This window comes from Aliiroseovarius sp. YM-037, from assembly GCF_048060095.1.
In the GTDB taxonomy this organism is placed as follows: domain Bacteria; phylum Pseudomonadota; class Alphaproteobacteria; order Rhodobacterales; family Rhodobacteraceae; genus JBLUOA01.
Genome location: NZ_JBLUOA010000002.1, coordinates 79,243 through 101,512, shown reverse-complemented (window position 1 = coordinate 101,512; position 22,270 = coordinate 79,243). Strand labels below are relative to the sequence as shown.

Below are 22,270 nucleotides of genomic sequence, written 5' to 3'. Positions count from 1 at the left end.
GGGATGCCATGCCTACCAGACGGAAATTCCTAACCCAAACCGCCGCGACTGTGGGGGCCATCACCGTGCTTCCCTACGCGGCGACCGGCGCCGGGCATTCCGGCGCGCTTAGCCTTGCGGACGGGCAGGTGACGGTTCACCCGATCAGCCACGCCTCTTTCGTGATGGAGACGCCATCCGGCGTCGTTTACGTCGACACGGTGGGCGAGGCATCGGCCTATGCCGACATGCCCGCACCCGATTTGATCCTGATCACGCATGAGCATGGCGATCACTACAACGCTGAACTGCTTGCCGAAATCGGCGGCGAGGCACCGATCCTGACGAACCCGGCTGTGTTCGACATGCTGCCCGATGGCCTGAAATCCCGCGCGACCGCGATTGGCAACGGAGAGTCTACGGCGGTGATGGACCTCGGGATCGATGCGATCCCGGCCTACAACATCACCGAAGATCGCCTGAAGTTTCACCCGCAAGGCCGGGACAACGGATACGTCATGACCGTCGGCGGTGCCCGAATCTATATCTCAGGCGACACCGAAGGCGTGCCGGAAATGCGCGCGCTTGAGGATATCGACGTGGCGTTTGTCTGCATGAACTTGCCGTTTACCATGGGCGCTCAGCAAGCCGCCGAAGCGGTGGCAGAGTTCGCCCCAACCTTGGTCATTCCCTATCACTACCGAGGCCGCGATGGCGGCACGCAAAACCCGGCTGAGTTCGCGGACCTGCTGGCGGCTGCCGGCGCGGGCAGCGAAGTGGTGATGCACGACTGGTATAATGGGACGCTGGGGTAATCCTCGCGGCGTCCCACTAGGATCGTCTGTTTAGGGGGGGCCATCCGAGATTTTTCTGTGCTTTTGCGCGCTTGCCGCGATGAGCTTCGGCCGCGCTGCAAACGCGGGAATGTGGCCGGAGATCAGTGATCGGTGGCTTACGCCATATCTGGCCGGGGCCGATAAAGGCTTCGGCAGCGATTAACCTTGCCGAAAACTCCTTAGGCTTTAATCATGCAAACAGGCACCCCAGCATTGAATTGAAAAGTTGAACGATGCTTTCCCAACTTCTACTCGGCTCCGCGATTACGCTTGTATCACTGGTTGGGGGCGCCGTTCTGTGGTGGATTCTCAACGAAACGCTTGAGAAGATGGAGCCGTGGCTTCAACGCCCGCCCCGTCCCGTCAAATCGTTCGTGGTCATCCTGATGGCGGTGTTTTCCACCATGGCGATGATGACATTCGGGGTGTGGCTTTGGGCCATCGTATTTCAGCAAATGTCGGTCTTCGGCTCGCTTGAGGAGGCGGTCTACTTTTCTCTCGTCGCTTACACGACGTTGGGGCTGGGCGATGTTGTCGTGCCCGTAGAACAACGCCTGCTGGGCGGCATGACCGGCGCGAACGGGTTTCTGATGTTCGGGCTTATGACCGCGTTGCTGACCGATACGCTCCGCCATGTCCGCCGGGTGCAACATAATCTGAGGGATTAGGATTTGAACGACGCCTTCTGTTGAACAGACCCCGTTGCCGTTGCGCCGGAGGGAACCTAACCTGACACGCAGGAGGTTCGGATCAATGCGCTGTTTGGTCGTCGGTGGAACAGGATTCTTGGGCGGGGCGATCGCCGACACGCTGGTTGCCGAAGGTCATTCGGTTGCGACGCTGACGCGCGGAGAAACTGACCGAGAATTGGCCGCCGGTCTGAAAATCATCCACGCTGATCGCTACGGCGACCTCAGTGCTTTGAAAGGGCAGACGTTCGACTGGGTGTTCGACTCATGTGCGTATTCTCCCGACGCCGTTGAAACGCTGCTGACAGCGATTAGCGGCAGTATCAGCAGATATGTCATGATCTCCTCCATTTCCGCATATGGCGAATTCACGCAGCGAAACTTGGACGAAACCGCGGCCGTGCCAGACGCAACAGCGGAAGACTTCGAAGTCGCGGCCAGTTTATCGCCCGAGGACCGCACATCCGCGTTTGCCTACGGCGCGTCCTATGGTCCGTTGAAACGAGCCTGCGAAATCAAGGCGGAAGAGATGCTGGGCGACCGGGCGACAGCCTTGCGGGTCGGGCTGCTGGTTGGGGCGGGCGACTACACGGATCGGCTGACGTGGTGGGTCAGGCGTATTGATGAAGCCATCGGGGCCCGGCGAAAGGTTCCGGCCCCTGCACCGAAAAACCGACCGCTTCAACTAATCGATGTCAGGGACGTCGCGGAGTTTGCCCTCCGCTGTGCCGAAAATGAGATGCCCGGTATTTGGAACGTCACAAGCCCACCGCAATCGTTTTCCGATGTGCTGAACGCAATTTCGAATGTCAGCGGCTCCAGCGCTGAACTGGTTTGGGTTGAAGAGGCTGCCTTTGTTGATGCCGACATCACCCCTTGGGTTGATGTGCCAATGATGGCCCCGATAAACCCGGCTTTTAGATATTTCCTTGAGGTTAGCACAACGAAGGCGCGAACAGCGGGGCTGACGTGTCGGCCGATTGAGGACACGCTGACGCGCTTGCTCGAATGGGATCGAGGGCGTCGGCATATCGCCCTTATGGGCGGAATGACTGCCCAGCAGGAAGCATTATTGTTGGGGTAGGGCGGGCAGGCCAAATTCAAAGGGGATGACGCATCGATTGGCGTAATTAAAAAAACCCCCGCCGATTGGGGCAGCAATGACGGCAGGGGCTTACTTAAAATCAATACGTACTTGTTACACGGTTGCGCCGAAAATACGGTTCAGCCGTCACCTGATCCCGCCGAGATCGTCGCCAATTCGCTGGCTGTACTTTCGTACATGATGCCAACAAAAAGCGAATATCCCAACAGGAGAACGCAGACGAGGACGGCCCCGACGAGTACGACAACTCCGATATCAAATGTGCGGCGCTGATCCTCTTCAGGGCGCTGCCTATCGGTGTAGCTATACTCGTAAGTCACTTGCCGAACCTCTTGTTGCTGTTCCAAATTCAACAGACCACCGGGCGGGTGTTCGCTGTAGTTGTCCTTTTAGACTAGTCCTAAATTGTGGCGACGGAGGGCGTCCGTATCCCGTTGAATGGAAGTGTTAAATTCACTTGATGAGGCGCGATGCGGACGGGCTGGCCCCAAAATGGTCACATTGTTGCCACAGTTCGTTTCAACAGTTTTGGGTGTCGGCGCTGAACTGTTTATGGAGTCGGTGCGGTTCGCATTTCGTTGCCGTCAAACTCTCGATGTGTCGGCTGAGTCGGAAGCTTCGCTTGCATCAGCGTCTGCGGATTTACGCCCGGTCGACGGGCCAACTGCACAGCGGTGTTGCGGTTGAGGGCGGGGATCAATACCCCAATCGGAAAACCAACCAAACCTATCGGGACCGGCGTTCATGTGGCGTCTTCCATCTACTCTCCGATAAGCTTCAGCAGTCAGAAGGAGCAGGACCATCGCCCGTATCTTCGTCTTTGCCTTCGACCTGACCGAAGCCTCGCAGATCCGGCGGATACGCAGTTTGCAGACGCTTGGCCACGCAGTCAGCAGCGCTTCTTTCAGGCGGTCGAACATGAACGCGGATTTCGCGCCGGACTGGCCGAATGTCGACCTTGGCCATGTCGAAAACCGCAGTTTTGGAAAGCGGCTGATCAAGCTTGTTGGCGGGTTGCGCCGGATACTCAGCGCGCCTAATGGTGTGCGAAAGTGTGACGTCATCATCGCGCGCAACTTCGATTTGTTGCTGATCGCGTGGGCGGCGCGACGGGTGCTGCGGCGGCGGAAAACGCCGTTGGTTTATGAATGCCTCGACATACATGGGTTGTTCACGCGCTCTGATACCGTCGGCGCGGTGATGCGCTGGTGCGAACGGCGGTTGTTGGCGTCAACGCAGCTATTGATCGTGTCGTCACCGGGATTTGTCTCGCATTACTTTGATGCCGTGCAGGGGTATCGGGGGCCGGTATCGATCATCGAAAACAAGCTGTGGTTTGATGGGGCACCTGCGCCTAGGCCGTCGAGCGCGTCGTCCAAGGCCGACGGCGAACCGCTGACCCTCGGCTGGGTCGGATCGATCCGCTGCAAACCAAGCCTCGATATCCTGATGAGAGCGGCTGACCAGATGGGTCCGGATGTGCAGATCGCGATTCACGGGAATGTGCATCACCATGCGCTTCCCGGTTTCGATCAGGCGGTGGCAGAGCGGGATAATGTCACCTACCACGGGGCTTATTCCTACCCCGATGATCTCGCCCGGATATATGCGTCTTGTGACCTCGTCTGGGCGCAAGATCTTTGGCAGCGGGGGGCGAATTCCGACTGGTTGCTGCCCAATCGGATATATGAGGCAAGCTGGTTTGGCTGTCCGTCGATTGCGGTTGCCGATACTGAAACCGGGCGGCGGGTGAAGGCCGATGGGTTGGGCATCGCGATTCCAGCGCCAAGCGCGGATGACCTCGTGCAAGCGCTACGCATGTTGTCCCGTCAGGATATCGAAGCGCTGTCCGCGGCGATCCTTGCGAAACCGGATGAGGATTTTCGCCTGCGCCCCGAAGACATCGACGCCGCGTTGCGCCCGGTGTTGCCGCGCCCGTAGGTGAATCGAACGGCTTACCGTAACGGCAAGTGGCGATTTCATGCCTGCGGGATCGCGCGGCACCCATTTGATCGGCCTATTTCCCCGCTTTGAAATGCAGAAAATTGCCGACCGGAAAACACCGCTTTGACGCGCTGAAAATCGCGATAAACTGGGGTTGTGCCTTGATCGCCCTTCCGGCCCGCCGTTTCAACGCATCCCCACTCACTCACCATATACGCGAGTTATCGCCTTTTCGTGCGCGTCTGACGTTAGTGTGCTGCCCTTCGACAAAGGCTCGCGATAAGTAGATGCGGTAATTCTCATCAGATCTTCGGGAGCACAACGATGTCGAGTCTGGACAGTGGCAGCACGATTGCGTTCGATAGAAAACCCATCGCCTATCCGGTCAAGAACCGCCGCGTCGCGGTTGGGGGGCGGGTAAAGCGGTTGCTTGACATATCGCTCGCCGCGCTTGGCTTGATCGTTCTTCTGCCGCTGTTCGCGTTGGTCGCGCTGGCGGTCAAGCTGACCTCATCCGGCCCGGTGCTTTACGGGCACAGCCGGATCGGGTTTCGGGGCCGCACGTTCCGCTGCTGGAAGTTTCGGTCGATGGTCAGCAATGGTGACGAGGTGCTTGAGGCGCATTTCAAATCCCATCCCGAAGATCGGCGGGAATGGGAGGTGAACCGCAAGCTGCGCGAAGACCCCCGTGTTACGAAACTAGGTGCCGTGCTGCGCGCCTATAGCGTCGATGAACTGCCGCAACTTCTGAACGTCCTGCGTGGTGACATGAGCTTTGTCGGCCCGCGCCCCGTCGTTCGGGATGAGCTGGAGAATTATGGCACCGACGCCATGCACTATCTTAACACGCGCCCCGGTATCACGGGACTTTGGCAGATCAGCGGGCGCAGTGATGTCGACTACGACCAGCGGGTCGCGCTTGATTCTTCGTATGTGCGCAATTGGTCGTTTGGAACGGATTGCCTGATCATCCTGAAAACCGTCCCGGCCGTCGTCGCCGCGCGAGGGTCATACTGACGCGCGAGGGGTCGAGGACAGAGATGGGCCAAGCCACCGCAGCAGACAGCACGTCCGGTGCTGAACCTCGCGGCTACCACCCGCATATGTCACGCGGACGGTCCCGCGCGGCCGTTATTGGCGTGCTTTGGTCATCGCTGCATACCTTGCTGCCGACGATCAGTTCTGCCGTCGTCTTTGTAATCGGCGCGTATTTTCTGTCGCCGTCAGACTTTGGCCTGATCGGTCTGGCGACCGCGCTGGTTTCCGTTGCCATCGCGTTTTCACCGCTCGCGTTTGGAGAGGCATTGATCCAGCGGGAGTTGATGACGAAGGACCACGCGGACAGCGTGTTCTGGCTGACCGTCGGCTTCGGCTTGATCGCAATGCAGCCGTTCGTTTTCGGCGGATCGCTGATCGCCACGTGGATGGAGGAGCCTGCATTGGCCTTCCTGCTGCCGGTATTGGCGCTGCGGATTCCGCTGGAACTCTCCGCCGCCGTGCCGAATGCGTTGATTGTCAGGTCCATGCGATTCAAGCTGCTGGCCCTGCGCACGTCGGTCGCGAGCTTGGTCAGCATTACGATCTCGCTCGCCATGTTGTTTGCCGGATACGGCTACTGGGCGCTTGTCGTCAGTCAGGTTTCGGCCAGTTTCGTGATCTGCGCGATGGCGTTTTGGGTTACACGCTGGCGACCGGGCAGGGCGTTCCGCCTTGGCGCCGTCAGAGAGCTTGCCCGCTACGGGGTCTTTGCGTCCGGCAACCGAATGCTCGACACGATCCGCCTTGATCACATCGTTCTTGGCGCGCTGGCGGGAACACAAATACTCGGCCTCTACTTCTTTGCGCAGCGGTGCTTCATGATCCTGATCCAACTGGTGTCGGGGGCGTTGTCATCGGTCACACACGCCTTGCTGTCGACCTTACAGGGCGATCGTGACAAGGCGCGACAGGCGTTCATGATCGCATCGTTCGCGTCAACTGCGGTCAGCCTGCCGATGTTTGCCGGGGTCGCGCTGGTCATCGACGATGTGCTCGCGCAATTGCTCGACCCCAAATGGGGCGGCGCGGCGTTTCCCATTCAGGCGTTCTGCGCGCTGGGCGTGCTGGCGAGCATTGGCGTGATCCAAGGCGCACTGATCAAAAGTCAGGGCCACGCGAACTGGTGGTTCTACTATCAGCTTTTGCAGCAGGGTACGACGGTGCTGACGATCATGCTGACGTTCCATTACGGATTGACCACGATGATGACGGCGCTGGTCTTGAAATCGCTGATTGTTTGGCCGGTTTCGGTCTGGATGACGACCGCGCTGCTCGACTGCAAACCGCTGGCCTATTTGTCTGAGTTCCGCGATCCGATCCTCGCGACGGTCGTGATGTCCGCGGCCGTCCTCGGTGTGGCGGCGGTCGACGTCGCGCCCGCCGTGACCCTGCCGTTTCAAATCTTGGTGGGGGCTGTCGTTTATGCCGCAACCCTCTTCACACTCTCGCACCGCCGCGTAGGGCGCGTGCTGGCAATTCTTCGCAAACCGGAAAGGTCCGCCGCATGAAACTCACCTACTTCCAGGGCGATCCGCCGAATTTCGGGGACGAGTTGAACAAGACGATGTGGCAGCACTTTCTGCCCGACGGGTTTCTGGACGAGGATGAGTCCACGCTATTCGTCGGCGTCGGGTCGTTGATCCAGAACATCTATCCGAAAGCGGCGCGCAAGATCGTCGTTGGGTCGGGCTATGGCGGCTATACCCCGATGCCTGATATCAGCGACGGTATGTGGGAATTCAGCTTTGTCCGCGGCCCCCAAACGGCGGAGATGCTGGGCCTCGACCCCGCGCTGGCGATTGCGGACTCCGCGATCCTGCTGCGCGAGACACCATTGCCAACACCCGCTGACGGGATTGGCGTCGCCTTCATGCCCCATTACGAAAGCATCGAACGTGGCGATTGGCAGAGGGTCTGTGAATTGGCCGGTGTGCATTTCATCGATCCGTCAAAGCCGCCGGAGCAGGTGATTTCCGAAATTCTCGGTGCGGATCTGTTGATTGCGGAGGCGATGCACGGCGCGATTGTCGCGGATGCCTTGCGCACGCCGTGGATCGGGGTGCGGACGATGAACCAAGTGCATCGGTTCAAGTGGTATGACTTCACCCGGTCGCTGAACATCGACTATCGGCCCGCCTTTCTGTTTCCGTCAAACGGCCGCGAAGGATGGGCCGCGACCACGGGGCGATCCGGTTCCGGGCCGAAGGCGCGTGCGTTTTTGGGCGGGCCTCTCGCCAGACCTTTGAACGTCGCGTGCCATCATATTGCGGCGCGGAGTATGCAAAATCTGGCGAAAATCGACCCACAGCTAAGCGCTGATAGCGAGGTTGAACGCGCGACGGGCCGGGCGGTCGAAGCGGTAGACGGACTCGTTCGGAAGTATTCGCGTGACGCGGCCTAGGTCGCCCTCCGCGCTTTGATCGCGAAGATAAAGGCGCAGAGGATGATGACCGTTCGCAGGCTGAACTGGAAGAAGACCGGGACTTCGACGAAGCTGATCAAAACGACAAGCATGACGAGGCCGAATAGCAACGTCGCGTCGGCGTTCCGGGTCCGAAGCGCCCAACGCCCGGTCAGGATCGCCGCGCCGTAAAGGATAAAGACCTGAAGTGTGACGCCGACCAGCCCGATTTCGACCGCGTTCGACAGATAGGTGTTGTGGAAGTTAAACCCGCCCCGGCTGTCGATGCCGAACATGAACCAAAGCGCCTCGGCGGGTTGATGGCCCCTCACCCAGAACGCCTGATAGCCCATCCCGAACAGGGGGCGTTCTCGGATGAAATCAAGCGCGATCTCCCAAAGCTCTGTCCGCCCGGTCAGGGTCATGTCCTTCCCGGTTTTATCAAGTAGCAAGGCGACCAGCGCGTCATAATTCGCGGTTATGAGCAGGCCGATCAGCCCTGCCAAAAGGATCGCGAAGATGACGATGCCCGCCTTTTGAACAGCAGACAGGCGGTGCATCAAGGTAAGCGCCAGCAGAAGGGCAAGGATCGGCGGAACGCTCATCACAGCGCCGGTCGATTGCGCGGCAAGTAAAATGCCACAGCCGACGAACGCCCCAGCCAGCGCTGCGCCGCGAAATCGGGCGGAATTCCGTCGGTCGATCATCTGCGCGACCGAGATGATGACGAATGTCGCCGCCGCCGCCGCCAAGGCGTTCTTGCTGCCGAATATGCCAAGCCAGGCACCGGTGTCGTTGCGGACATTCCCGAAGGCGATGCTGGCTAGCATGGCAATGCCGAGCAGCATAAACAGCGCCCTGCAAAACGCGCGCGGCGATAGCCGGGTTGCGATGGCAACAGCGATGGCCACAGTGACGATCAGTTGCGCGCCAAAACGGAAGGACTCCGGCGGGTATTGCGACCAAAGCGCTGACATCACGCAGTAAACCGGCAAAGCCATGATATACCAATACCGCAGGCAATCCGCTGCAATCGTCGCAGGTCGCCGCAGGATCAGCAGGCCACCAGCGGCCAGAAAGCCGACCGCACCAAGTTTGCCGCTGACCGGAACGAACACCAGCGCCCCGAGCGCGAGGAGGCTCAGGGCGATATCCGGCGAAACGGTGATAACCATCTGCTCCGCCGGTCGGTGAGGGTGTTCCGCGTGGGTCACGATGTCATTCCAACGCACAGAGGACGGAGCCGGGGAACTGACAACCATCTCCCTGTTCGGTGAATGCGATCCAGTCGATCTCCATCGCTATGGGGGTATCGGGGTCGACAAACGGCCCCATCCAGTCATCGTAAGTCTCACTGCCCCAGAAGCTCGCGTAGATTTTCTGCGGATTGGTTGGAAGCGGCGTGCCGGGCGCGGTTTCGTGGACCAAGACGCCATCGACATACCATTTGATCCCATCCTCGGCCCAGATGAACGAGTAAGTCTGGAAGCCGTCGTCGGATGGGGCGGGCAGGGCGACAGAGCTGCCATTGACTGGCTTGCCACTGACGTATGTGTTGAGGCTGACGTGAGAAGTGTCGCGGGTCAGAACTTCAAAGTCGATCTCATCATGCGGTCTGCCGTGGTGCGGGCCGATATAGGTGAAAAACGCGGCGTTGAGGCCGGAGCCGTGAGCCGTTTTGATACGGGCCTCATAAGCTCCATGGCCATAGGTGTGGCGCGATTGGATTTCGCCGCAGGTATAATCGCGAGACACGGCGTCAGCGGCGGCGAAAGTCAGGCTGAGCACGCCGTCGTTGAATGCCACCGCATCGCGCGCCCATTCGCAGTTCTGCCAGTCGCCGTTCACCCATCCATCCGAAACGCCCCAAATACCGCGATCAAGGTGGTCGAAATCGTCAAAAAACGTCGTGCCACGGGGCAACTCGGCGGCGGTGACCATCGGTGACAGAAGCAGCGAAAGCGCCGCCGCCCCGATCAATTGTTTTGCCTGTTTCTGAAACGCCACAGTTTTGCCTTTTCCTTGTGTCATTTTCGCACCGTAAATGCACTGTTCGCGCGTCAGATGGAAAGCAATTCAAGGTTGATCGCTATGTTCGGCATATCCTCGCCGTAACGCGCCGCCTATCGGCAAGTATTGTTGGAAATTCGGGATGTTCTGTTATTTCTTTGCCGCAACTATAGGGAAAATTCAGTAATGTCCGCAGCAGCCAAACCCCGCGTTTCGGTCATCATGGCGAACTACAACGGCGCGGCCCATATTGGGGCTGCGATTTCGTCTGTTTTGGTGCAGTCGATGCCCGATCTGGAGCTGATCGTATCTGACGATGGCTCCTCCGACGAGAGCGTCGCAATCGTTGAACGCATGATGAAGCGGGACCCCCGCCTTCGGCTTGTCGAGGCGACGGCCAATGGCGGTCCAGCGGCGGCCAGGAATCGCGCGCTAGATGTCGCAATCGGAGAGTGGATCGCGATCGTCGATGCTGACGACATTCTTCATCCGCAGAGATTCGAGCGGCTCATAGAGGCCGCCCACGATATGAACTACACGGGCGTTGCCGACGATCTGATTTACTTTCGCGAAACGCCCGGCTACCGGCCGGAAACTTTGCTTGGTCAGCAGTTCCCGAAGGGATCGTTCGAAGTGACGGCCGCCCAGATGGTCGATACTCAGAATGGATCGCAGCCGCCCTTTGGATATCTGAAGCCGATCTTGCGGCGCGACCACCTCGAAGCCCTGAGGTATCGCGAAGATATCCGCATCGGCGAAGATCACGATCTTTACCTGCGGTTCCTGTTGAACGGCGGGCGGCTGCGGGTGCTGCGGCAGTCCTACTACCTTTATCGCCGTCACGGGCAGTCCGTTTCGCATCGTTTCACACCGGATGACGTGGAGGGGATGATCCGGGTGCAGGATGATCTGAAACAGGGCTATCCCGACATGGATCACGAGCTGACAGCGCTGATGGAGTCGCGCGCGCGTCTGCTGAACAAGTCGCTGGCCTATGAAAAGGTCGTGCAGGACTTGAAGAATCGCCGCTACACCGGCGCGCTGGCGAAGCTCGGGCGCAAACCGACGCTGACAGCCAAGCTCGCCCGGTCGGTGAAAGAGCATGTGGCGAAACGCCGGATGAATGGCGACGGTGGGGCGGATCTGCCGAAGAATGTCGTTCTGCTGGCGGAGGGCCAGCGAATTGACGATTTTCCGAGCGCCGCGCGTCAGGCAAGGCAGATCGCGGTTCCCCGCGCGGGCGAAAGTTGGGATGCAGAAGACTGGGCCCGCGTCACCGCATCGTCGAATCCCGCATCGGTTTTCGCGCAAGGCGAAGCGGGTGTATTCGCGCTGGGCTTTTTGCCGGACTGGAACGTCGCCCATTTGCTGCCAGAAGACGGCGCATGGCCGGATGCAGCGCGGAAACTGGCAAGCCTACACGGCAGTCAGGTGTCCGACGCCGGGCCGGGCGGAAAGATCGTTCGCTTGGAAGATGTTGAGCGGCCCGCCAGACAGCGGGATCAAGCCGCCGACACCGGAACGCAGGCAGATAACGCGCAGATGAGGCCCTGAATGATCGGACACGAAACATCCCCGCTGGTCCACGTCCGCACCCCGACATACCGCCGGCCCGAAGCGCTTGGGCGATGTTTGGAAAGTTTGCAGATGCAAAGCCACACAAACTGGGTTTGCGATGTTTTTGACGATGATCCCAAAGGATCTGCCCGCGCGACGGTCGAGGGGATGAACGATCCGCGCATCACGTTCGTGCAGAATGCGCCGCAGCGCTTTGCCTCAAAAAACATCGACCAGTGCTTTGCCCGCTCCAATCCCCGGCAGGCGGATTATTTCTGCGTGGTTGAGGACGATAACTTCGTTCTGCCGAATTTCATGGCGGACAATATCGCCTGCTGCGAACAACACGATGTTGAGATTGTTCTGCGCAATCAACTGATCGAATACGCAAGCGGCACGCGGTCTGCCGAACTTAGCGCTGCGGGAATACTCGACAGGAAGTTAGTCGAAATGCGCTACGATCCCGACCTGTTCCGCATGACTTTGCTGTCTGATATCGGCGTGTCGAATGGCGGGCTGTTCTGGTCTCGCAAGGCGCGGTCCGACCTCGAAATCCACTATGATTGCAGCGCGACCTTGCAGGAATACATGCGCACCTTCGCTATCGAAGAGCCGATCTATGTCGCGATGGAGCCGCTTGCCGTCTGGGCCGAAAACGGCGAGGGAACGCTGCGCGATCTGGGAGCCCGCGCGGGGTATCTGCGCAGCGAACTGGCGCTGAAACGCTCCGTCCGTATTTTGCAGCAACGGGCGTGGCAAACGGCCAGATCGGCGGATCGAAGGAGCTTCCTCAACCATCCCGCCTTCGCGGTTCCTGCCGAAATGCGGGCGCGGGGGTTGGTTAAATCCCACATTCGGCTTGGCGTCGGGAACGTGTTGTCACTGACAGAGAAGCTGCGGCTTGCGGTGCGGGGCAGCATCATTCGGCTGTTCGGGCGACCGGAGCCGGGGCTTGAACCCTTCATCAACGCGCGGGGCGGGCGGGCGGCATAAGCAGCTGGTCAGTCGTTATTCTCAGCGACGACCTTGGCGGTTGATCCTTGCGGCGCGTCTGTTGTCGGCTCGGCATCCTCGGATGTTCGGCTGGGCAGAAAGCCGACCACCATCAGCACCGCGAAATAGGCAAGCTGGAAGGCGACCAGCGTAATGACGATACGGATGATCGTGGTCGAAAAGGTCGCACCGGTCGCAGCGGACCAGATACCGATCGCAGCGGCGGCACAGAGCATCAAAAATATGAAAATCAATAGTTTCAAATCAAACGCGTTGTGGTTCTGAAAGGCGATTGCCGAAAACCACGCCTCCTTCCGTCTGGCGCGGTCAAGTATCGCCGTCAGCCCCGTGCCGAGTCAACGCGTTTGACGATGGGGTGAAACGCCGATGCAGGCGTCAGTTATACGCCTGCGCGTATTGCCGAAGGTAGCTTTCGGTCCCGTCCTGCTGCCCGTATCTCGCGAGCGCCTTCAGATCGACGTTGTTCAGCACGACACCAAGCACCTTCCTAGCGATGTCGGGTTCGCGGGTCATAAACTCCTGCACCAGATTTCGCGGCGTCGCGCCCCATTCACAGGTGAAGATGAGCCTGTCGAGTTGCGACAGAAGCACCTTGGTATCAACGGTCGGTCCTGCGGCTGGCAGGTCGAGGATGACGTAGTCGTAGTGCTGCCGCAGTTCCTGTATCAGCGCGGCGATGTCCTGCTGGTAAAAGATGCGGCTTGGATAAATCTGCGCGGGGTCGGATGCGCAGGGGCAAAACTCTAGCCCCGTATAAGGTAGGGTTTGCACGGCGTCCGATAGCCCCACTTTACGCTGTAAGACTTCTGCCAAGCCGGGGCCGCCGGTGTTTTGTAACGCGTGGCTAAGGGTCGATCTGCGCAGGTCGGCGTCGATCAGCAATGTCCGACCGCCGAGGTTCGCCACCATATTGGCGAAATTGGCCGACAGTGTAGTTTTCCCTTCGTTCGGCAAAACGGATGACATTGCGATCACCCGGCATTCCATGTCTGGCAGGGTCAGGTCCAAGGTCGCGTGGATATTGCGCAGGGTTTCACAATAAAGCGAATAAGGGTCGATCACCGGCAGAAAGAACTGCGGCGCAGGCAGGGCGGGCTGTTTGCTGCCCTTCCTGACGCCAATCAGGCGGCCCGCCTCGGCGGCGATCATGCCGGGTAAGCGGTTCGTGAGCATCAGGGTTTTGTCGGCACCACCGTCCTGCGGCAGCTTCATCCGCCGAAGGCTTGCCGGTTTGAACGTCGGCAGATAGCCGAGAAAGGGCTTTTCCAGCACGTCGCGCACATCATCCCCGGTTCGGAATGCCCGTTCCCGATATTCCCGCCACATCGCGATCAGATAGCCGATCATCAACCCGAGGATCGCGGGGATCGACAGCGCCTGCCATGCCTTCGGTGCAGCAGGGTCTTTCGGCACCACCGCGCTTGTCAGAATCCGCCCGTTCGTCACCGGGAATGTCCCCTGAATGGCGATCTGCTCATACCTCTCCGACAGGGTTTTGTGGAGCGCGTTCAGCGTTTCCGCGCGCTGCTCGCGTTCGCGCAGGCCTTGGATGTCGCTGACGCCGAACTCTGCCTTGAAGGCTTCCAGTTCGCGGACGGCTTCGGCGGCGCTGGATTGCAATTCTTCAAGCCGGGTTTGCATCCAGTCGGCGGTGCGGTTGGTCGCATCAAGGTTCGCGTTCAGATGATCGGCCAGATACGCCTCGGCATAGGTGTTGACGACCAAGGCGACCAGATTGGGATCGTGCGACGCGAAACTGATTGAGATTGAAAAGCTTTCGCCCACCCGTTCAATCTTGACGTCCCGCATCAGGGACAGCGCGGTCGCTTCAATCTCTGCCGCGTTTTGATCTTGGGTCGAGAGTGGCTCTCCGTCTACGGGTCGGGTCGGTGATGGCATCACAGCCTTTACGACCCGTTTGAGCGTCGAGGTGATGCGATGGGCAAGCGATGTTGGCGGGTTGGAGTAATTCGGGTTTTTGTGAAGCTCTGTCAGGCGCGTGACTTCCTTCGCCAGTCCAAGCGACTGTAACACCTGAATTTCGTTCAGCAGGGCGGTATCGTTGCGCACCATCGGAATGTTGGCGGTAATTTCTTCGGCCATCTCGCTAAGCCGGTCATCGACCAGCACCCGGGCGGAGGCATGGTATTCCGGCGGGGTCGTCGCGTAGTGGATGATCCCGATCCCCAGCCCGATCAGCGTGCAGATGACAATGGGCGCAATCTGCCGACGCAAGGCAGCCAGCAAGCTGGCGAGCGTTGCTGGCGCGCTGTCCCGTTCGGTATCGACGCTTTGCGGTTCTGTGTCGCGGAGTCTGATGCCAAGTTCTTTCATTGCGCCGAAGCCTCCGTAAGGTCGGTCTTGTAAAGGCGAAGCGCGCGCACGCCGATCAAGCCGGAAACCGTGCCAAGGTGCATCGCGCCGCGCAAGATCGCGTGGTTGCGGCGCGGTGCGCTGGGCGCTTGCAGGATCGCGGCACCGGCGCAATAGATGACCTTGGCCAATGCGGTGCCGATGTTCTTGGCGCGGCGCAGCCATCCGTGTTGATCCGCCATCAGCCGTCCGTGGGTCTGCCCCATCCGAAACCGTCGCTGCGCAAGCCAGCCAAAAGTGCTGCGACTGGGCGGGACGGGTTCAAGGACCACTGCATCCTCGGCAAAGGCGATTTTTCCGCCCGCGCGATGCAGTTGGCTAAAGAACTTGGTGTCCTCCCCGCCCGACTGCCCAAGCGCCAGATCAAACCGCAATCCGCGTGTGGCGGGGCTGTCCCGGTCGATCAGGACGTTGCAGGTATAGCCCGTTTCGATTGTGTCGCCGACCCAGACCGGCATTGTTGAATGGATATCAAGCGCGCGCATCCACGCCGGGGCGTGGCGGTCATAGATCGCCTGAACCGGCCCGAGCACGACGTCGGATCGTTCGGATTTCAGCATATCGGTCAACTTAATCAACCAATCCCGCGTGGCTGTTTCGTCGTCGTCAATGAACGCGAGGTATCGAGCCGCGCTGGCATCCAACGCTCCGTTGCGGGCGATTGAGATGTTGCCCGCCGGACAATGCACATACTGGACGGGTAGGGGAGAGGTCGCGCCGAAGTCCGCCACGGTCGCTTTCGCGCTCGGCTCATGGTCGTTATCGATAACGATGATCGATATGTCATACCCTTGCGGCAATCGAAGCCTGGCGAGCGAGGTGAGCGTTTCGCTAAGCTGCGACCGTCGGAACGTGCAGACGCAGATGTCGAGGGTGCGATTAACGGTCATGGCAACGCCCTCGCACCGGCTACGCGCCTTGGTGTCAGCACTTCGCGCCAGAACCCGAACGACCATGACACATGCATCAGGATCGCGGCGATGATGGTTAGGACAAGTGTGATGTCATGTGCCCGCAGCGCGACCAACCCACCCGCGAAAAGGCAATAGGAAAGCCAAAGCAACGCAGGAACGGCAAATATCCAGTGCAGTCCGGCCAGCGCGGTAAGCAACAACGCGGGCAGCACCAGCATGACTTTCGCCTGACGCAGCTTTGGCACAACGCGATGCTTCAGCAGGTTGCGCGCGCGCCCCTTGCCATAGTTGAAATACTGCCGGGCTAGGGCGAGCAGGCTGCTTCGCGGGAAGTAGGTGACGACCGTGTCTGCGGTCAGCCAAATCTCGTAGCCGGAACGGCGCAGGCGATAATCAAGCTCCGCATCTTCATTATGGGTGAAGGTCGGGTCATAACCTCCAACTGCCCGGAATGCGTCAAGGTCGATCAGCGCGTGATGCCCGTGGTCCACATATTCGCCCGCCGCCCGCATCCGATGCTTGGAGCCGCCATTCCCAACCGGAGAGTTCTGTGCAACCGCGTTGATCCGTTGGATCACCGGCCCGCCCTCGGCAATCATGCTGACAACAATGCTGTCGGCTTTCGTCGCCTTAACCTCTGCTAGCAGCGTGTCGCAGAAATCGTCGGGATAGCTGCAATGCGCGTCAATTCGGATCAGGTGACGCGCATATTGCCCGTAAGCTGCTACGGCTTTGTTGATGCCAGCGCTTTGGATGCGGTCTGGATTGTCGAGCAGTTTGATCGCCGGGTTGCGCGCCGCTGCATCGCGGACAATCCTTCGGGTGCCATCATCGCTGCCGCCGTCGGCCACCACAATCTGCCCGCCAAGCCGCGCGGCTGCGGGGCTAAGCTGGTCAAGAAGCCCGCCGATATGGGCCGCCTCGTTCAAACAGGGAATGACAATCAACGGCCCCGGGGCCGTAAGTCTTTCTTGGTTAGCGGCGTGCACGCGAATCTCCTGAGGGTTGTGAGACAGAACCGCACCTAGCCGATTTCAGAAGGCGCACACACCAGATCGGGCACGGGGTTGCAAACTCGGCTATTCGCCGCCGTTGGGCGCGATATTTTCGGCAAGAAATGGGCGGTTGGCGGGCTGTCGGCGGCGATCCCTTTCGCGCAACCCCGCGGCAACTATAACTGCGCGCGGCATATCGCTGAGGTTGACGGACCCAATCGTTTGAAATCGCAGACTGCATATAGGAACGGTGCACCGCCGCTAAACGCGGGCGGCAAGGTCTACCTGATCGTGCAGGACGTCAGCTTTGCCTATGTCCGAAATGTTGCGTTGTTCATCCACCGGATGCTGCGGCAGACCTTCGGCGAAGTGGCAGAGTTGATTGTTTGTCCTGAGTTGGACGACGCGACCTATTCTGACGGGGCGCTCATTTTTGTTATTGGCGAGAATTTCAAGCGCCACCAGCGACGGCCCCGATGCCGCTACGTCTACCTCAATTTCTCCGTCGTCGAAATTTTGGGCAACCCGCTCAGCATCGGGCGCGCCGGGTGGCATATGATCCGGCGCAAAAGGGCGATGTTGGACGAAAAAAGCGACCTTTATGACGTGTTGCTTGACTACTACCCGCCCCAGACCCGCGTTTTGGCGCGGCAGTGGGATATGCCGGTTCAGGGCTTTGATGTCGCGGTTCATCCGAAAAATCTGCCCGCCACGATCCCGTTTCCGGATCGCCCTTTCGACGTTTGCTTTGTCGGAGGGATGTCGGAACGGCGACGTCTGGTTGTTGACGCGCTAAAGGCGCGAGGGTTCACGGTTTCCCCTCATCAAGATGTGGTTTTTGAAGACGCCGCGGCGCAATCGCGTTGCTGTCTGAATATCCATTCGCTGCGGTCAAACCACTTGGAAACACCGCGCATCGTTGGCGCTCTGGCGGTCGGCACACCTGTTGTTAGCGAACATAGCTACGGGCTGGGCGGGTTGCTGCCGGAAGACCTGCGGCGGTCTGCCCGCTTGGGGCGGCTGGCGGATGCGGTCGAAGGCTTGTTGAACGATGCAGAGTGGGCAGCGTTGTTGGGGCGTCGGTCCCAAAAATGGTATGCTGAGACATACCTGTCCAAGGCTGAAGAAAACTGGCGGAAAATTTGCCGCGATGTCGCGTTGATTGAGACTTCGCGTCCCATCCACAAGACCGAACCGCTCGCGCTCAGAACTTGAACCACAAGCGGCGCCGCGGACTAGTGGCCGATGCCACGACTTTGATCCGATTAGACCGCATTTCGGTCGGACATCGAATCTACAAGCGACTGGAAATCAACCGATTTTGGCGTTAGGCTGGGCAGGTTTTCCGGGGCTGGGCCTTCGAGTTTAGATAGATTCTGTCCCATTGGGGCGCATGACGAGACGATAAAGGGTTTGGATGACGTCACTGTCCATCATTGGTTGCGGATTTGTGTCCGACCTCTACATGCGATCGCTAGAGACTTTTTCCGATCTGTCGGTTGGCCGTGTCTACGACCAAGACAGTGAACGGCTGAAAGCGTTTTGCGCGTTCTGGAAAACAACTCCGGCCAACTCGCTTGAAGATTTGCTTAGCGACCTCGCGCCCGGAAGTATCGTTCTGAACCTCACCAACCCTTCGTCGCATTATGAGGTGTCGCAGACCTGCCTGAAGGCTGGGCACCACGTCTATTCCGAAAAACCGCTGGCCAACGAAATGGACCAGGCGCACAAGCTTCATACGTTGGCGAAGAAAAAGGGACTGTTGCTGATGTCCGCGCCGTGCAGTTCGCTGGGTGAAAGCGCGCAGGTCATGGGGAAGGCGGTGCGGGATGGCGTCGCTGGCACCCCGCGACTGGTCTACGCAGAGCTTGATGACGGCTTCGTTCCGCAAGCGCCCTATCGCGAATGGTTCAGCGAAAGCGGCGCGCCGTGGCCGTATAAGGATGAGTTCATTACCGGCTGCACGCTTGAACATGCGGGATATTATCTAAGCTGGCTGATTGCCATCTTCGGGCCGGTCCGTCGGGTCGTCGCGGCGTCTGCCGCGCTGATCCCCGACAAAACGGTCGAAACGGAAACCCCGGATTACTCTGTCGCGTCGCTGTTCTTTGAAAGCGGTGTGGTTGCGCGGCTGACCTGTTCGATCGTCGCGCCGCATGATCATCAAATCAGGATCATCGGCGACAAAGGTGTGCTGGCTGTCAAAAAGGCATGGGACAATTCGGCGCCTGTGCGGTTCCACAAAAGGTTCCGGTTAAGGCGTCGGTTGATGGAAAGTCCGGTCGGCAAACGGATCAGGCCCAAAGGGGCGACCCATCCGAAACTGCCGCGCCGCGGGGCGGCTGCGATGAACTTTGCACTCGGCCCGAAAGAGATGGCGGATGCGCTTGTCGAAGGGCGGGAATGCCGCCTGTCCTCCGACTTCGCGCTACATTTGAACGAGGTGACGCTGGCGATCCAGAATGCGGGCGAGGATACCGGACCGCAGGATATGAAGACGCGGTGTGACCTGCCCGAACCGATGCCTTGGGCGCAATGACGGCGGGCTCTATCCTCATCACCGGGGCGAGCGGATTTCTGGGCCGCCATGTTGTTGCCACGGCGCGGTCGGCTGGTCTGACCGTCCGGGCGCTCGTCCGCCCGACGAGCGTTATTCCCGATAGCTGGGCGATTGACGACGGGGTAGAGGTTGTTCGTTGCGACATGCTGTCTGACGGTGACGCGCTGTCGGCTGCGGTGAGCGACGTCGATGCGATCATCCATGCCGCCGCTGCGATGGCCGGGGGCGATGATGTGCATGATGAAGCCACCGTTCGCCCGACCGCTGCGCTGCTTGGCGCAATCACAAATTCGGGGCAGCATCCACATTTCGTGCTGATAAGCTCGCTCTCCGTCTATGGCGCGATGGGGCTTCCGCCCGGCGGGCGCTTGGACGAAACCACGCCGATCGCGCAGCGCCCCAATCTGCGCGATGCTTATTGCCGCGCCAAGCTAGCGCAAGAGGCGTTGGTTTTAGTGGCTGCTGACGACCATCAACTCCGCGCGACGATCCTACGGCCCGGTGCGATATTTGGGCCGGGACGGGTGTGGAACGGCCACCTTGGGATCGGCATCGGCCCCGCCCTTATCCAATTGGCGGGCGACGGGCAGGTTCCGGTGACCTACATCGACAATTGCGCCTCTGCGATTGTCAAAGCCGCCCAGATGCCGCCAGAGCCGGGGCAGCCGATCATCCTGAACGTCATCGACGAAAACCCGCCAGACCGCGCGCGCTTTCTGACCGCGTTGCGCATGGGTGGGTGGCCGAAATTCTCCATCCCCTTCTCATGGCGTCTATTGTCAGCCGTCGGCGCGGTTGTTGAGCGTATCCCACCCCTCGCGCACCGCGCGCCGGGTCTGCTGCGGCGCCCGGTCCTCCATGCACGGATGAAGCCGCTGACCTACGGCACCGACCGTCTTCGGGAACGGTTAGGGGATTTACCAAGTATCGGGTTTGAGGATGCGATGCAGCGGTCCCTTCGCGCCGAGAAAGATAGTGAAAGTGAAACCCATGGCTGATGTTGGCCCTATCGCATACCTGACCGGCGAATATCCCCGCGCGACGGATACGTTCATCCAGCGCGAGGTTGCGGGCCTGCGCGCGAATGGCATCGACGTTTTCACGACCTCGATCCGCAAAACCGGAGTTGAGCATCTGGTGGGAGAGGAGCAACGCGCCGAGGCGGCACAGACATTCTACATTCTCAATGCCGCGAAATCGCCCCTGCGTCTGCTGAAATGTCACGCGCGGGCGCTGCGAAAATCGCCGGGGCGGTATTTCAGGGCGCTTGCGCTCGCGCTTCGTACCCGTCCGCCGGGATTGAAGGCGGGCCTTTACCAGTTGTTCTATTTTGCAGAGGCTGCGGTTCTTGCAGATCATCTTCAACAGAACGGCGTGACGCACCTTCACAACCACATCGCCAAGGCAAGCTGCACAGTCGCCATGTTGATGAGCGAGCTGAGCGGGATACCCTACAGCTTCACACTCCACGGGCCAGATATTTTCTTTGAACCCCATCACTGGCGGCTGGATGAAAAGATCGCGCGGGCGAAGTTTGTGGCTTGCATCAGCCACTTCTGCCGTAGTCAGGCAATGGCGTTCAGCGATCCGTCGCATTGGTCCAAGCTGCATATCGTTCACTGCGGGATCGAACCGGGGCGCTATGACGATGCGTCGGAGCGGACGGGCGGCAATTTGCTATTCGTCGGGCGTCTGGCCGCCGTGAAGGGCTTGCCCGTGCTGTTCGACGCGCTTGAGGCGCTGCACCCAAAACACCCGGATTTGCATGTCACGATCATCGGTGACGGTCCAGATCGCGCGGCCTTGGAGGAACGAGCGCGGGCGTTGTCGGATATGGTCGATTTTGTTGGCTACAAGTCCCAAGCCGAGGTCGCTGAGACGCTCCGCCGGATGGATATGCTGGTGTTACCAAGCTTTGCCGAAGGCGTGCCCGTCGTGCTGATGGAGGCAATGGCGGCTGGCATTCCGGTTGTTACGACGCGGATCGCTGGTGTGCCTGAACTTGTTGAGAATGGCGTTTCGGGTGTTCTCGCCCCGCCGGGTGACGCCGGGGCGCTCGCCGATGCGATTTCTGGGTTGCTGGGTGATGCCGACTTGCGGGCCAAGATGGGTCGCGCCGGGCGCGAAATGGTTACAGCAGAATTTAACATCGCCCACGAAACCGCGTGGCTTGCGCAGATTTTGGCGGAGTATCAGAACGGAACACAACCGCCGCTGCGCCCAGTCCGAGAGGGGTGAGGGTATTCAGGCCACGAGGTCGGCGACCGTAATCTTCTGACGCCGAAGATTAGGTCGTTTCGCTTAACCGGATCGGCCGCTGCTCTGCAATCGCCTCCATCGCGAAGAAGGACGTCACGGTTTCAAGGTCGATCTTTTCAATCAGGCGGCGATAAACTTCGTCATAGGCCGCCATGTCCTGCGTGATGATCTTGAGCATGTAATCGAACTCTCCCCCGATGCGGAAAAAATCAACGACGTCGGGGATGTTCGAAACATGGGTGCGAAAGCGGTTTAGCCATTCTTCGGAATGATGCCGGGTTTTTATCATCGCAAACACGACAAGGTTCGCACCGACCTTTTCGCGATCAATGATAAGTGTGCTTCCACGGACGACACCGCTTTTCTGAAGGCGTTGAAGCCGCCGCCAACAGGCGTTTTGGGACAGTCCGACCTTCTGGCTAAGCGCGCGCTGCGATTGCGATGCGTCTTTTTGAAGTTCTTCCAGAATGTGAACATCAAATTGATCTAACTTTTCCGTCATATGTCGATCATATGATATTATTTTTGATCTACAACGCCAAAAATTGCGAAAATATGGATCGTGTTTTGGGTCAATGATGGGGTTGGAATATCAA

Annotated in this window: 21 protein-coding genes; 13 read left to right on the top strand and 8 right to left on the bottom strand. The window is 59.4% G+C overall.

The features are described from left to right. Window positions 1–8 precede the first annotated feature (8 nt). The 3 genes from ACEWPJ_RS11080 (at window position 9) to ACEWPJ_RS11070 (ending at window position 2,588) form a co-directional block, all read left to right on the top strand. A complete protein-coding gene (locus tag ACEWPJ_RS11080; RefSeq protein WP_416513133.1) occupies window positions 9–794 on the top strand; it encodes an MBL fold metallo-hydrolase in 786 nt (261 codons plus the stop codon). 254 nt (window positions 795–1,048) lie between these two features. Beyond that, window positions 1,049–1,483 carry an ion channel gene (locus ACEWPJ_RS11075; protein WP_416513132.1) on the top strand — a complete coding sequence of 145 codons (435 nt, stop codon included), beginning with the start codon at window positions 1,049–1,051 and terminating at the stop codon, window positions 1,481–1,483. 85 nt (window positions 1,484–1,568) lie between these two features. Further along, entirely contained in the window at window positions 1,569–2,588 is a 1,020-nt protein-coding gene (locus ACEWPJ_RS11070) for an NAD-dependent epimerase/dehydratase family protein (protein ID WP_416513131.1), read from the top strand. A gap of 140 nt (window positions 2,589–2,728) precedes the next feature. Here the strand turns inward: ACEWPJ_RS11070 and ACEWPJ_RS11065 are convergent, their stop codons facing one another. Beyond that, window positions 2,729–2,962, bottom strand: coding sequence for a hypothetical protein (locus tag ACEWPJ_RS11065; RefSeq protein WP_416513130.1), 234 nt, complete (start codon window positions 2,960–2,962; stop codon window positions 2,729–2,731). A gap of 565 nt (window positions 2,963–3,527) precedes the next feature. Between ACEWPJ_RS11065 and ACEWPJ_RS11060 the strand changes: the two genes are divergently transcribed. The 4 genes from ACEWPJ_RS11060 (at window position 3,528) to ACEWPJ_RS11045 (ending at window position 7,992) form a co-directional block, all read left to right on the top strand. Then, window positions 3,528–4,550, top strand: a complete 1,023-nt coding sequence (locus ACEWPJ_RS11060; protein WP_416513129.1) for a glycosyltransferase — start codon at window positions 3,528–3,530, stop codon at window positions 4,548–4,550. A gap of 327 nt (window positions 4,551–4,877) precedes the next feature. Next, entirely contained in the window at window positions 4,878–5,570 is a 693-nt protein-coding gene (locus ACEWPJ_RS11055) for a sugar transferase (RefSeq protein WP_416513128.1), read from the top strand. 23 nt (window positions 5,571–5,593) lie between these two features. Further along, window positions 5,594–7,099, top strand: coding sequence for a lipopolysaccharide biosynthesis protein (locus ACEWPJ_RS11050; RefSeq protein ID WP_416513127.1), 1,506 nt, complete (start codon window positions 5,594–5,596; stop codon window positions 7,097–7,099). Then, a complete protein-coding gene (locus ACEWPJ_RS11045) occupies window positions 7,096–7,992 on the top strand; it encodes a polysaccharide pyruvyl transferase family protein (RefSeq protein WP_416513126.1) in 897 nt (298 codons plus the stop codon). Before ACEWPJ_RS11050 ends, ACEWPJ_RS11045 begins: the two co-directional genes overlap by 4 nt. On the opposite strand, the gene ACEWPJ_RS11040 is transcribed toward ACEWPJ_RS11045, so the two are convergent. Together ACEWPJ_RS11040 and ACEWPJ_RS11035 are read right to left on the bottom strand one after the other, a co-directional pair. Further along, on the bottom strand, window positions 7,989–9,167 hold the full coding sequence (locus ACEWPJ_RS11040) for an O-antigen ligase family protein (RefSeq protein ID WP_416513125.1): 1,179 nt from the start codon (window positions 9,165–9,167) through the stop codon (window positions 7,989–7,991). The genes ACEWPJ_RS11045 and ACEWPJ_RS11040 overlap by 4 nt on opposite strands. A gap of 43 nt (window positions 9,168–9,210) precedes the next feature. Beyond that, entirely contained in the window at window positions 9,211–10,023 is an 813-nt protein-coding gene (locus ACEWPJ_RS11035; protein ID WP_416513124.1) for a family 16 glycosylhydrolase, read from the bottom strand. Window positions 10,024–10,188: 165 nt separating this feature from the next. Between ACEWPJ_RS11035 and ACEWPJ_RS11030 the strand changes: the two genes are divergently transcribed. Continuing rightward, the gene (locus tag ACEWPJ_RS11030; RefSeq protein WP_416513123.1) at window positions 10,189–11,556 is read left to right on the top strand and encodes a glycosyltransferase family 2 protein; all 1,368 of its coding nucleotides are present in this window, start codon (window positions 10,189–10,191) and stop codon (window positions 11,554–11,556) included. Further along, complete coding sequence (locus ACEWPJ_RS11025) at window positions 11,557–12,552, top strand: glycosyltransferase family 2 protein (protein ID WP_416513122.1); 996 nt, start codon at window positions 11,557–11,559, stop codon at window positions 12,550–12,552. 8 nt (window positions 12,553–12,560) lie between these two features. Here ACEWPJ_RS11025 and ACEWPJ_RS11020 read toward each other — a convergent pair whose 3' ends face one another. From ACEWPJ_RS11020 to ACEWPJ_RS11005, 4 genes are all read right to left on the bottom strand, one after another. Further along, entirely contained in the window at window positions 12,561–12,788 is a 228-nt protein-coding gene (locus tag ACEWPJ_RS11020) for a hypothetical protein (protein WP_416513121.1), read from the bottom strand. Window positions 12,789–12,948: 160 nt separating this feature from the next. Next, window positions 12,949–14,907 (bottom strand): Wzz/FepE/Etk N-terminal domain-containing protein, encoded by a 1,959-nt coding sequence (locus ACEWPJ_RS11015; RefSeq protein WP_416513120.1) that lies wholly within the window; start codon window positions 14,905–14,907, stop codon window positions 12,949–12,951. Next, entirely contained in the window at window positions 14,904–15,836 is a 933-nt protein-coding gene (locus tag ACEWPJ_RS11010) for a glycosyltransferase (protein WP_416513119.1), read from the bottom strand. Before ACEWPJ_RS11010 ends, ACEWPJ_RS11015 begins: the two co-directional genes overlap by 4 nt. Further along, window positions 15,833–16,849, bottom strand: coding sequence for a glycosyltransferase family 2 protein (locus tag ACEWPJ_RS11005; protein WP_416513118.1), 1,017 nt, complete (start codon window positions 16,847–16,849; stop codon window positions 15,833–15,835). Before ACEWPJ_RS11005 ends, ACEWPJ_RS11010 begins: the two co-directional genes overlap by 4 nt. Before the next feature lie 78 nt (window positions 16,850–16,927). Between ACEWPJ_RS11005 and ACEWPJ_RS11000 the strand changes: the two genes are divergently transcribed. From ACEWPJ_RS11000 to ACEWPJ_RS10985, 4 genes are all read left to right on the top strand, one after another. Beyond that, complete coding sequence (locus tag ACEWPJ_RS11000; protein WP_416513117.1) at window positions 16,928–18,070, top strand: hypothetical protein; 1,143 nt, start codon at window positions 16,928–16,930, stop codon at window positions 18,068–18,070. Window positions 18,071–18,272: 202 nt separating this feature from the next. Next, a complete protein-coding gene (locus ACEWPJ_RS10995; RefSeq protein ID WP_416513116.1) occupies window positions 18,273–19,394 on the top strand; it encodes a Gfo/Idh/MocA family protein in 1,122 nt (373 codons plus the stop codon). Continuing rightward, window positions 19,391–20,413, top strand: coding sequence for an NAD-dependent epimerase/dehydratase family protein (locus ACEWPJ_RS10990; RefSeq protein WP_416513115.1), 1,023 nt, complete (start codon window positions 19,391–19,393; stop codon window positions 20,411–20,413). The genes ACEWPJ_RS10995 and ACEWPJ_RS10990 overlap by 4 nt, the downstream gene beginning before the upstream one ends. Continuing rightward, window positions 20,406–21,653, top strand: coding sequence for a glycosyltransferase family 4 protein (locus tag ACEWPJ_RS10985; protein WP_416513114.1), 1,248 nt, complete (start codon window positions 20,406–20,408; stop codon window positions 21,651–21,653). The genes ACEWPJ_RS10990 and ACEWPJ_RS10985 overlap by 8 nt, the downstream gene beginning before the upstream one ends. Before the next feature lie 49 nt (window positions 21,654–21,702). Here the strand turns inward: ACEWPJ_RS10985 and ACEWPJ_RS10980 are convergent, their stop codons facing one another. Continuing rightward, on the bottom strand, window positions 21,703–22,176 hold the full coding sequence (locus ACEWPJ_RS10980) for an Lrp/AsnC family transcriptional regulator (RefSeq protein WP_416513113.1): 474 nt from the start codon (window positions 22,174–22,176) through the stop codon (window positions 21,703–21,705). Window positions 22,177–22,270: the final 94 nt, after the last annotated feature.

What these genes read in the sequence shown, in the direction of transcription:
- ACEWPJ_RS11050 (WP_416513127.1), top strand. Translation starts at nt 5,594, where the DNA reads ATGGGCCAAGCCACCGCAGCAGACAGCACGTCCGGTGCTGAACCTCGC.
- ACEWPJ_RS11060 (WP_416513129.1), top strand. Translation starts at nt 3,528, where the DNA reads ATGAACGCGGATTTCGCGCCGGACTGGCCGAATGTCGACCTTGGCCAT.
- ACEWPJ_RS10990 (WP_416513115.1), top strand. Translation starts at nt 19,391, where the DNA reads ATGACGGCGGGCTCTATCCTCATCACCGGGGCGAGCGGATTTCTGGGC.
- ACEWPJ_RS10995 (WP_416513116.1), top strand. Translation starts at nt 18,273, where the DNA reads ATGACGTCACTGTCCATCATTGGTTGCGGATTTGTGTCCGACCTCTAC.
- ACEWPJ_RS11030 (WP_416513123.1), top strand. Translation starts at nt 10,189, where the DNA reads ATGTCCGCAGCAGCCAAACCCCGCGTTTCGGTCATCATGGCGAACTAC.
- ACEWPJ_RS11070 (WP_416513131.1), top strand. Translation starts at nt 1,569, where the DNA reads ATGCGCTGTTTGGTCGTCGGTGGAACAGGATTCTTGGGCGGGGCGATC.
- ACEWPJ_RS10985 (WP_416513114.1), top strand. Translation starts at nt 20,406, where the DNA reads ATGGCTGATGTTGGCCCTATCGCATACCTGACCGGCGAATATCCCCGC.
- ACEWPJ_RS11020 (WP_416513121.1), bottom strand. Translation starts at nt 12,788, where the DNA reads ATGCTCTGTGCCGCCGCTGCGATCGGTATCTGGTCCGCTGCGACCGGT.
- ACEWPJ_RS11010 (WP_416513119.1), bottom strand. Translation starts at nt 15,836, where the DNA reads ATGACCGTTAATCGCACCCTCGACATCTGCGTCTGCACGTTCCGACGG.
- ACEWPJ_RS11025 (WP_416513122.1), top strand. Translation starts at nt 11,557, where the DNA reads ATGATCGGACACGAAACATCCCCGCTGGTCCACGTCCGCACCCCGACA.
- ACEWPJ_RS11055 (WP_416513128.1), top strand. Translation starts at nt 4,878, where the DNA reads ATGTCGAGTCTGGACAGTGGCAGCACGATTGCGTTCGATAGAAAACCC.
- ACEWPJ_RS11075 (WP_416513132.1), top strand. Translation starts at nt 1,049, where the DNA reads ATGCTTTCCCAACTTCTACTCGGCTCCGCGATTACGCTTGTATCACTG.
- ACEWPJ_RS11015 (WP_416513120.1), bottom strand. Translation starts at nt 14,907, where the DNA reads ATGAAAGAACTTGGCATCAGACTCCGCGACACAGAACCGCAAAGCGTC.
- ACEWPJ_RS10980 (WP_416513113.1), bottom strand. Translation starts at nt 22,176, where the DNA reads ATGACGGAAAAGTTAGATCAATTTGATGTTCACATTCTGGAAGAACTT.
- ACEWPJ_RS11035 (WP_416513124.1), bottom strand. Translation starts at nt 10,023, where the DNA reads ATGACACAAGGAAAAGGCAAAACTGTGGCGTTTCAGAAACAGGCAAAA.
- ACEWPJ_RS11040 (WP_416513125.1), bottom strand. Translation starts at nt 9,167, where the DNA reads ATGGTTATCACCGTTTCGCCGGATATCGCCCTGAGCCTCCTCGCGCTC.
- ACEWPJ_RS11080 (WP_416513133.1), top strand. Translation starts at nt 9, where the DNA reads ATGCCTACCAGACGGAAATTCCTAACCCAAACCGCCGCGACTGTGGGG.
- ACEWPJ_RS11045 (WP_416513126.1), top strand. Translation starts at nt 7,096, where the DNA reads ATGAAACTCACCTACTTCCAGGGCGATCCGCCGAATTTCGGGGACGAG.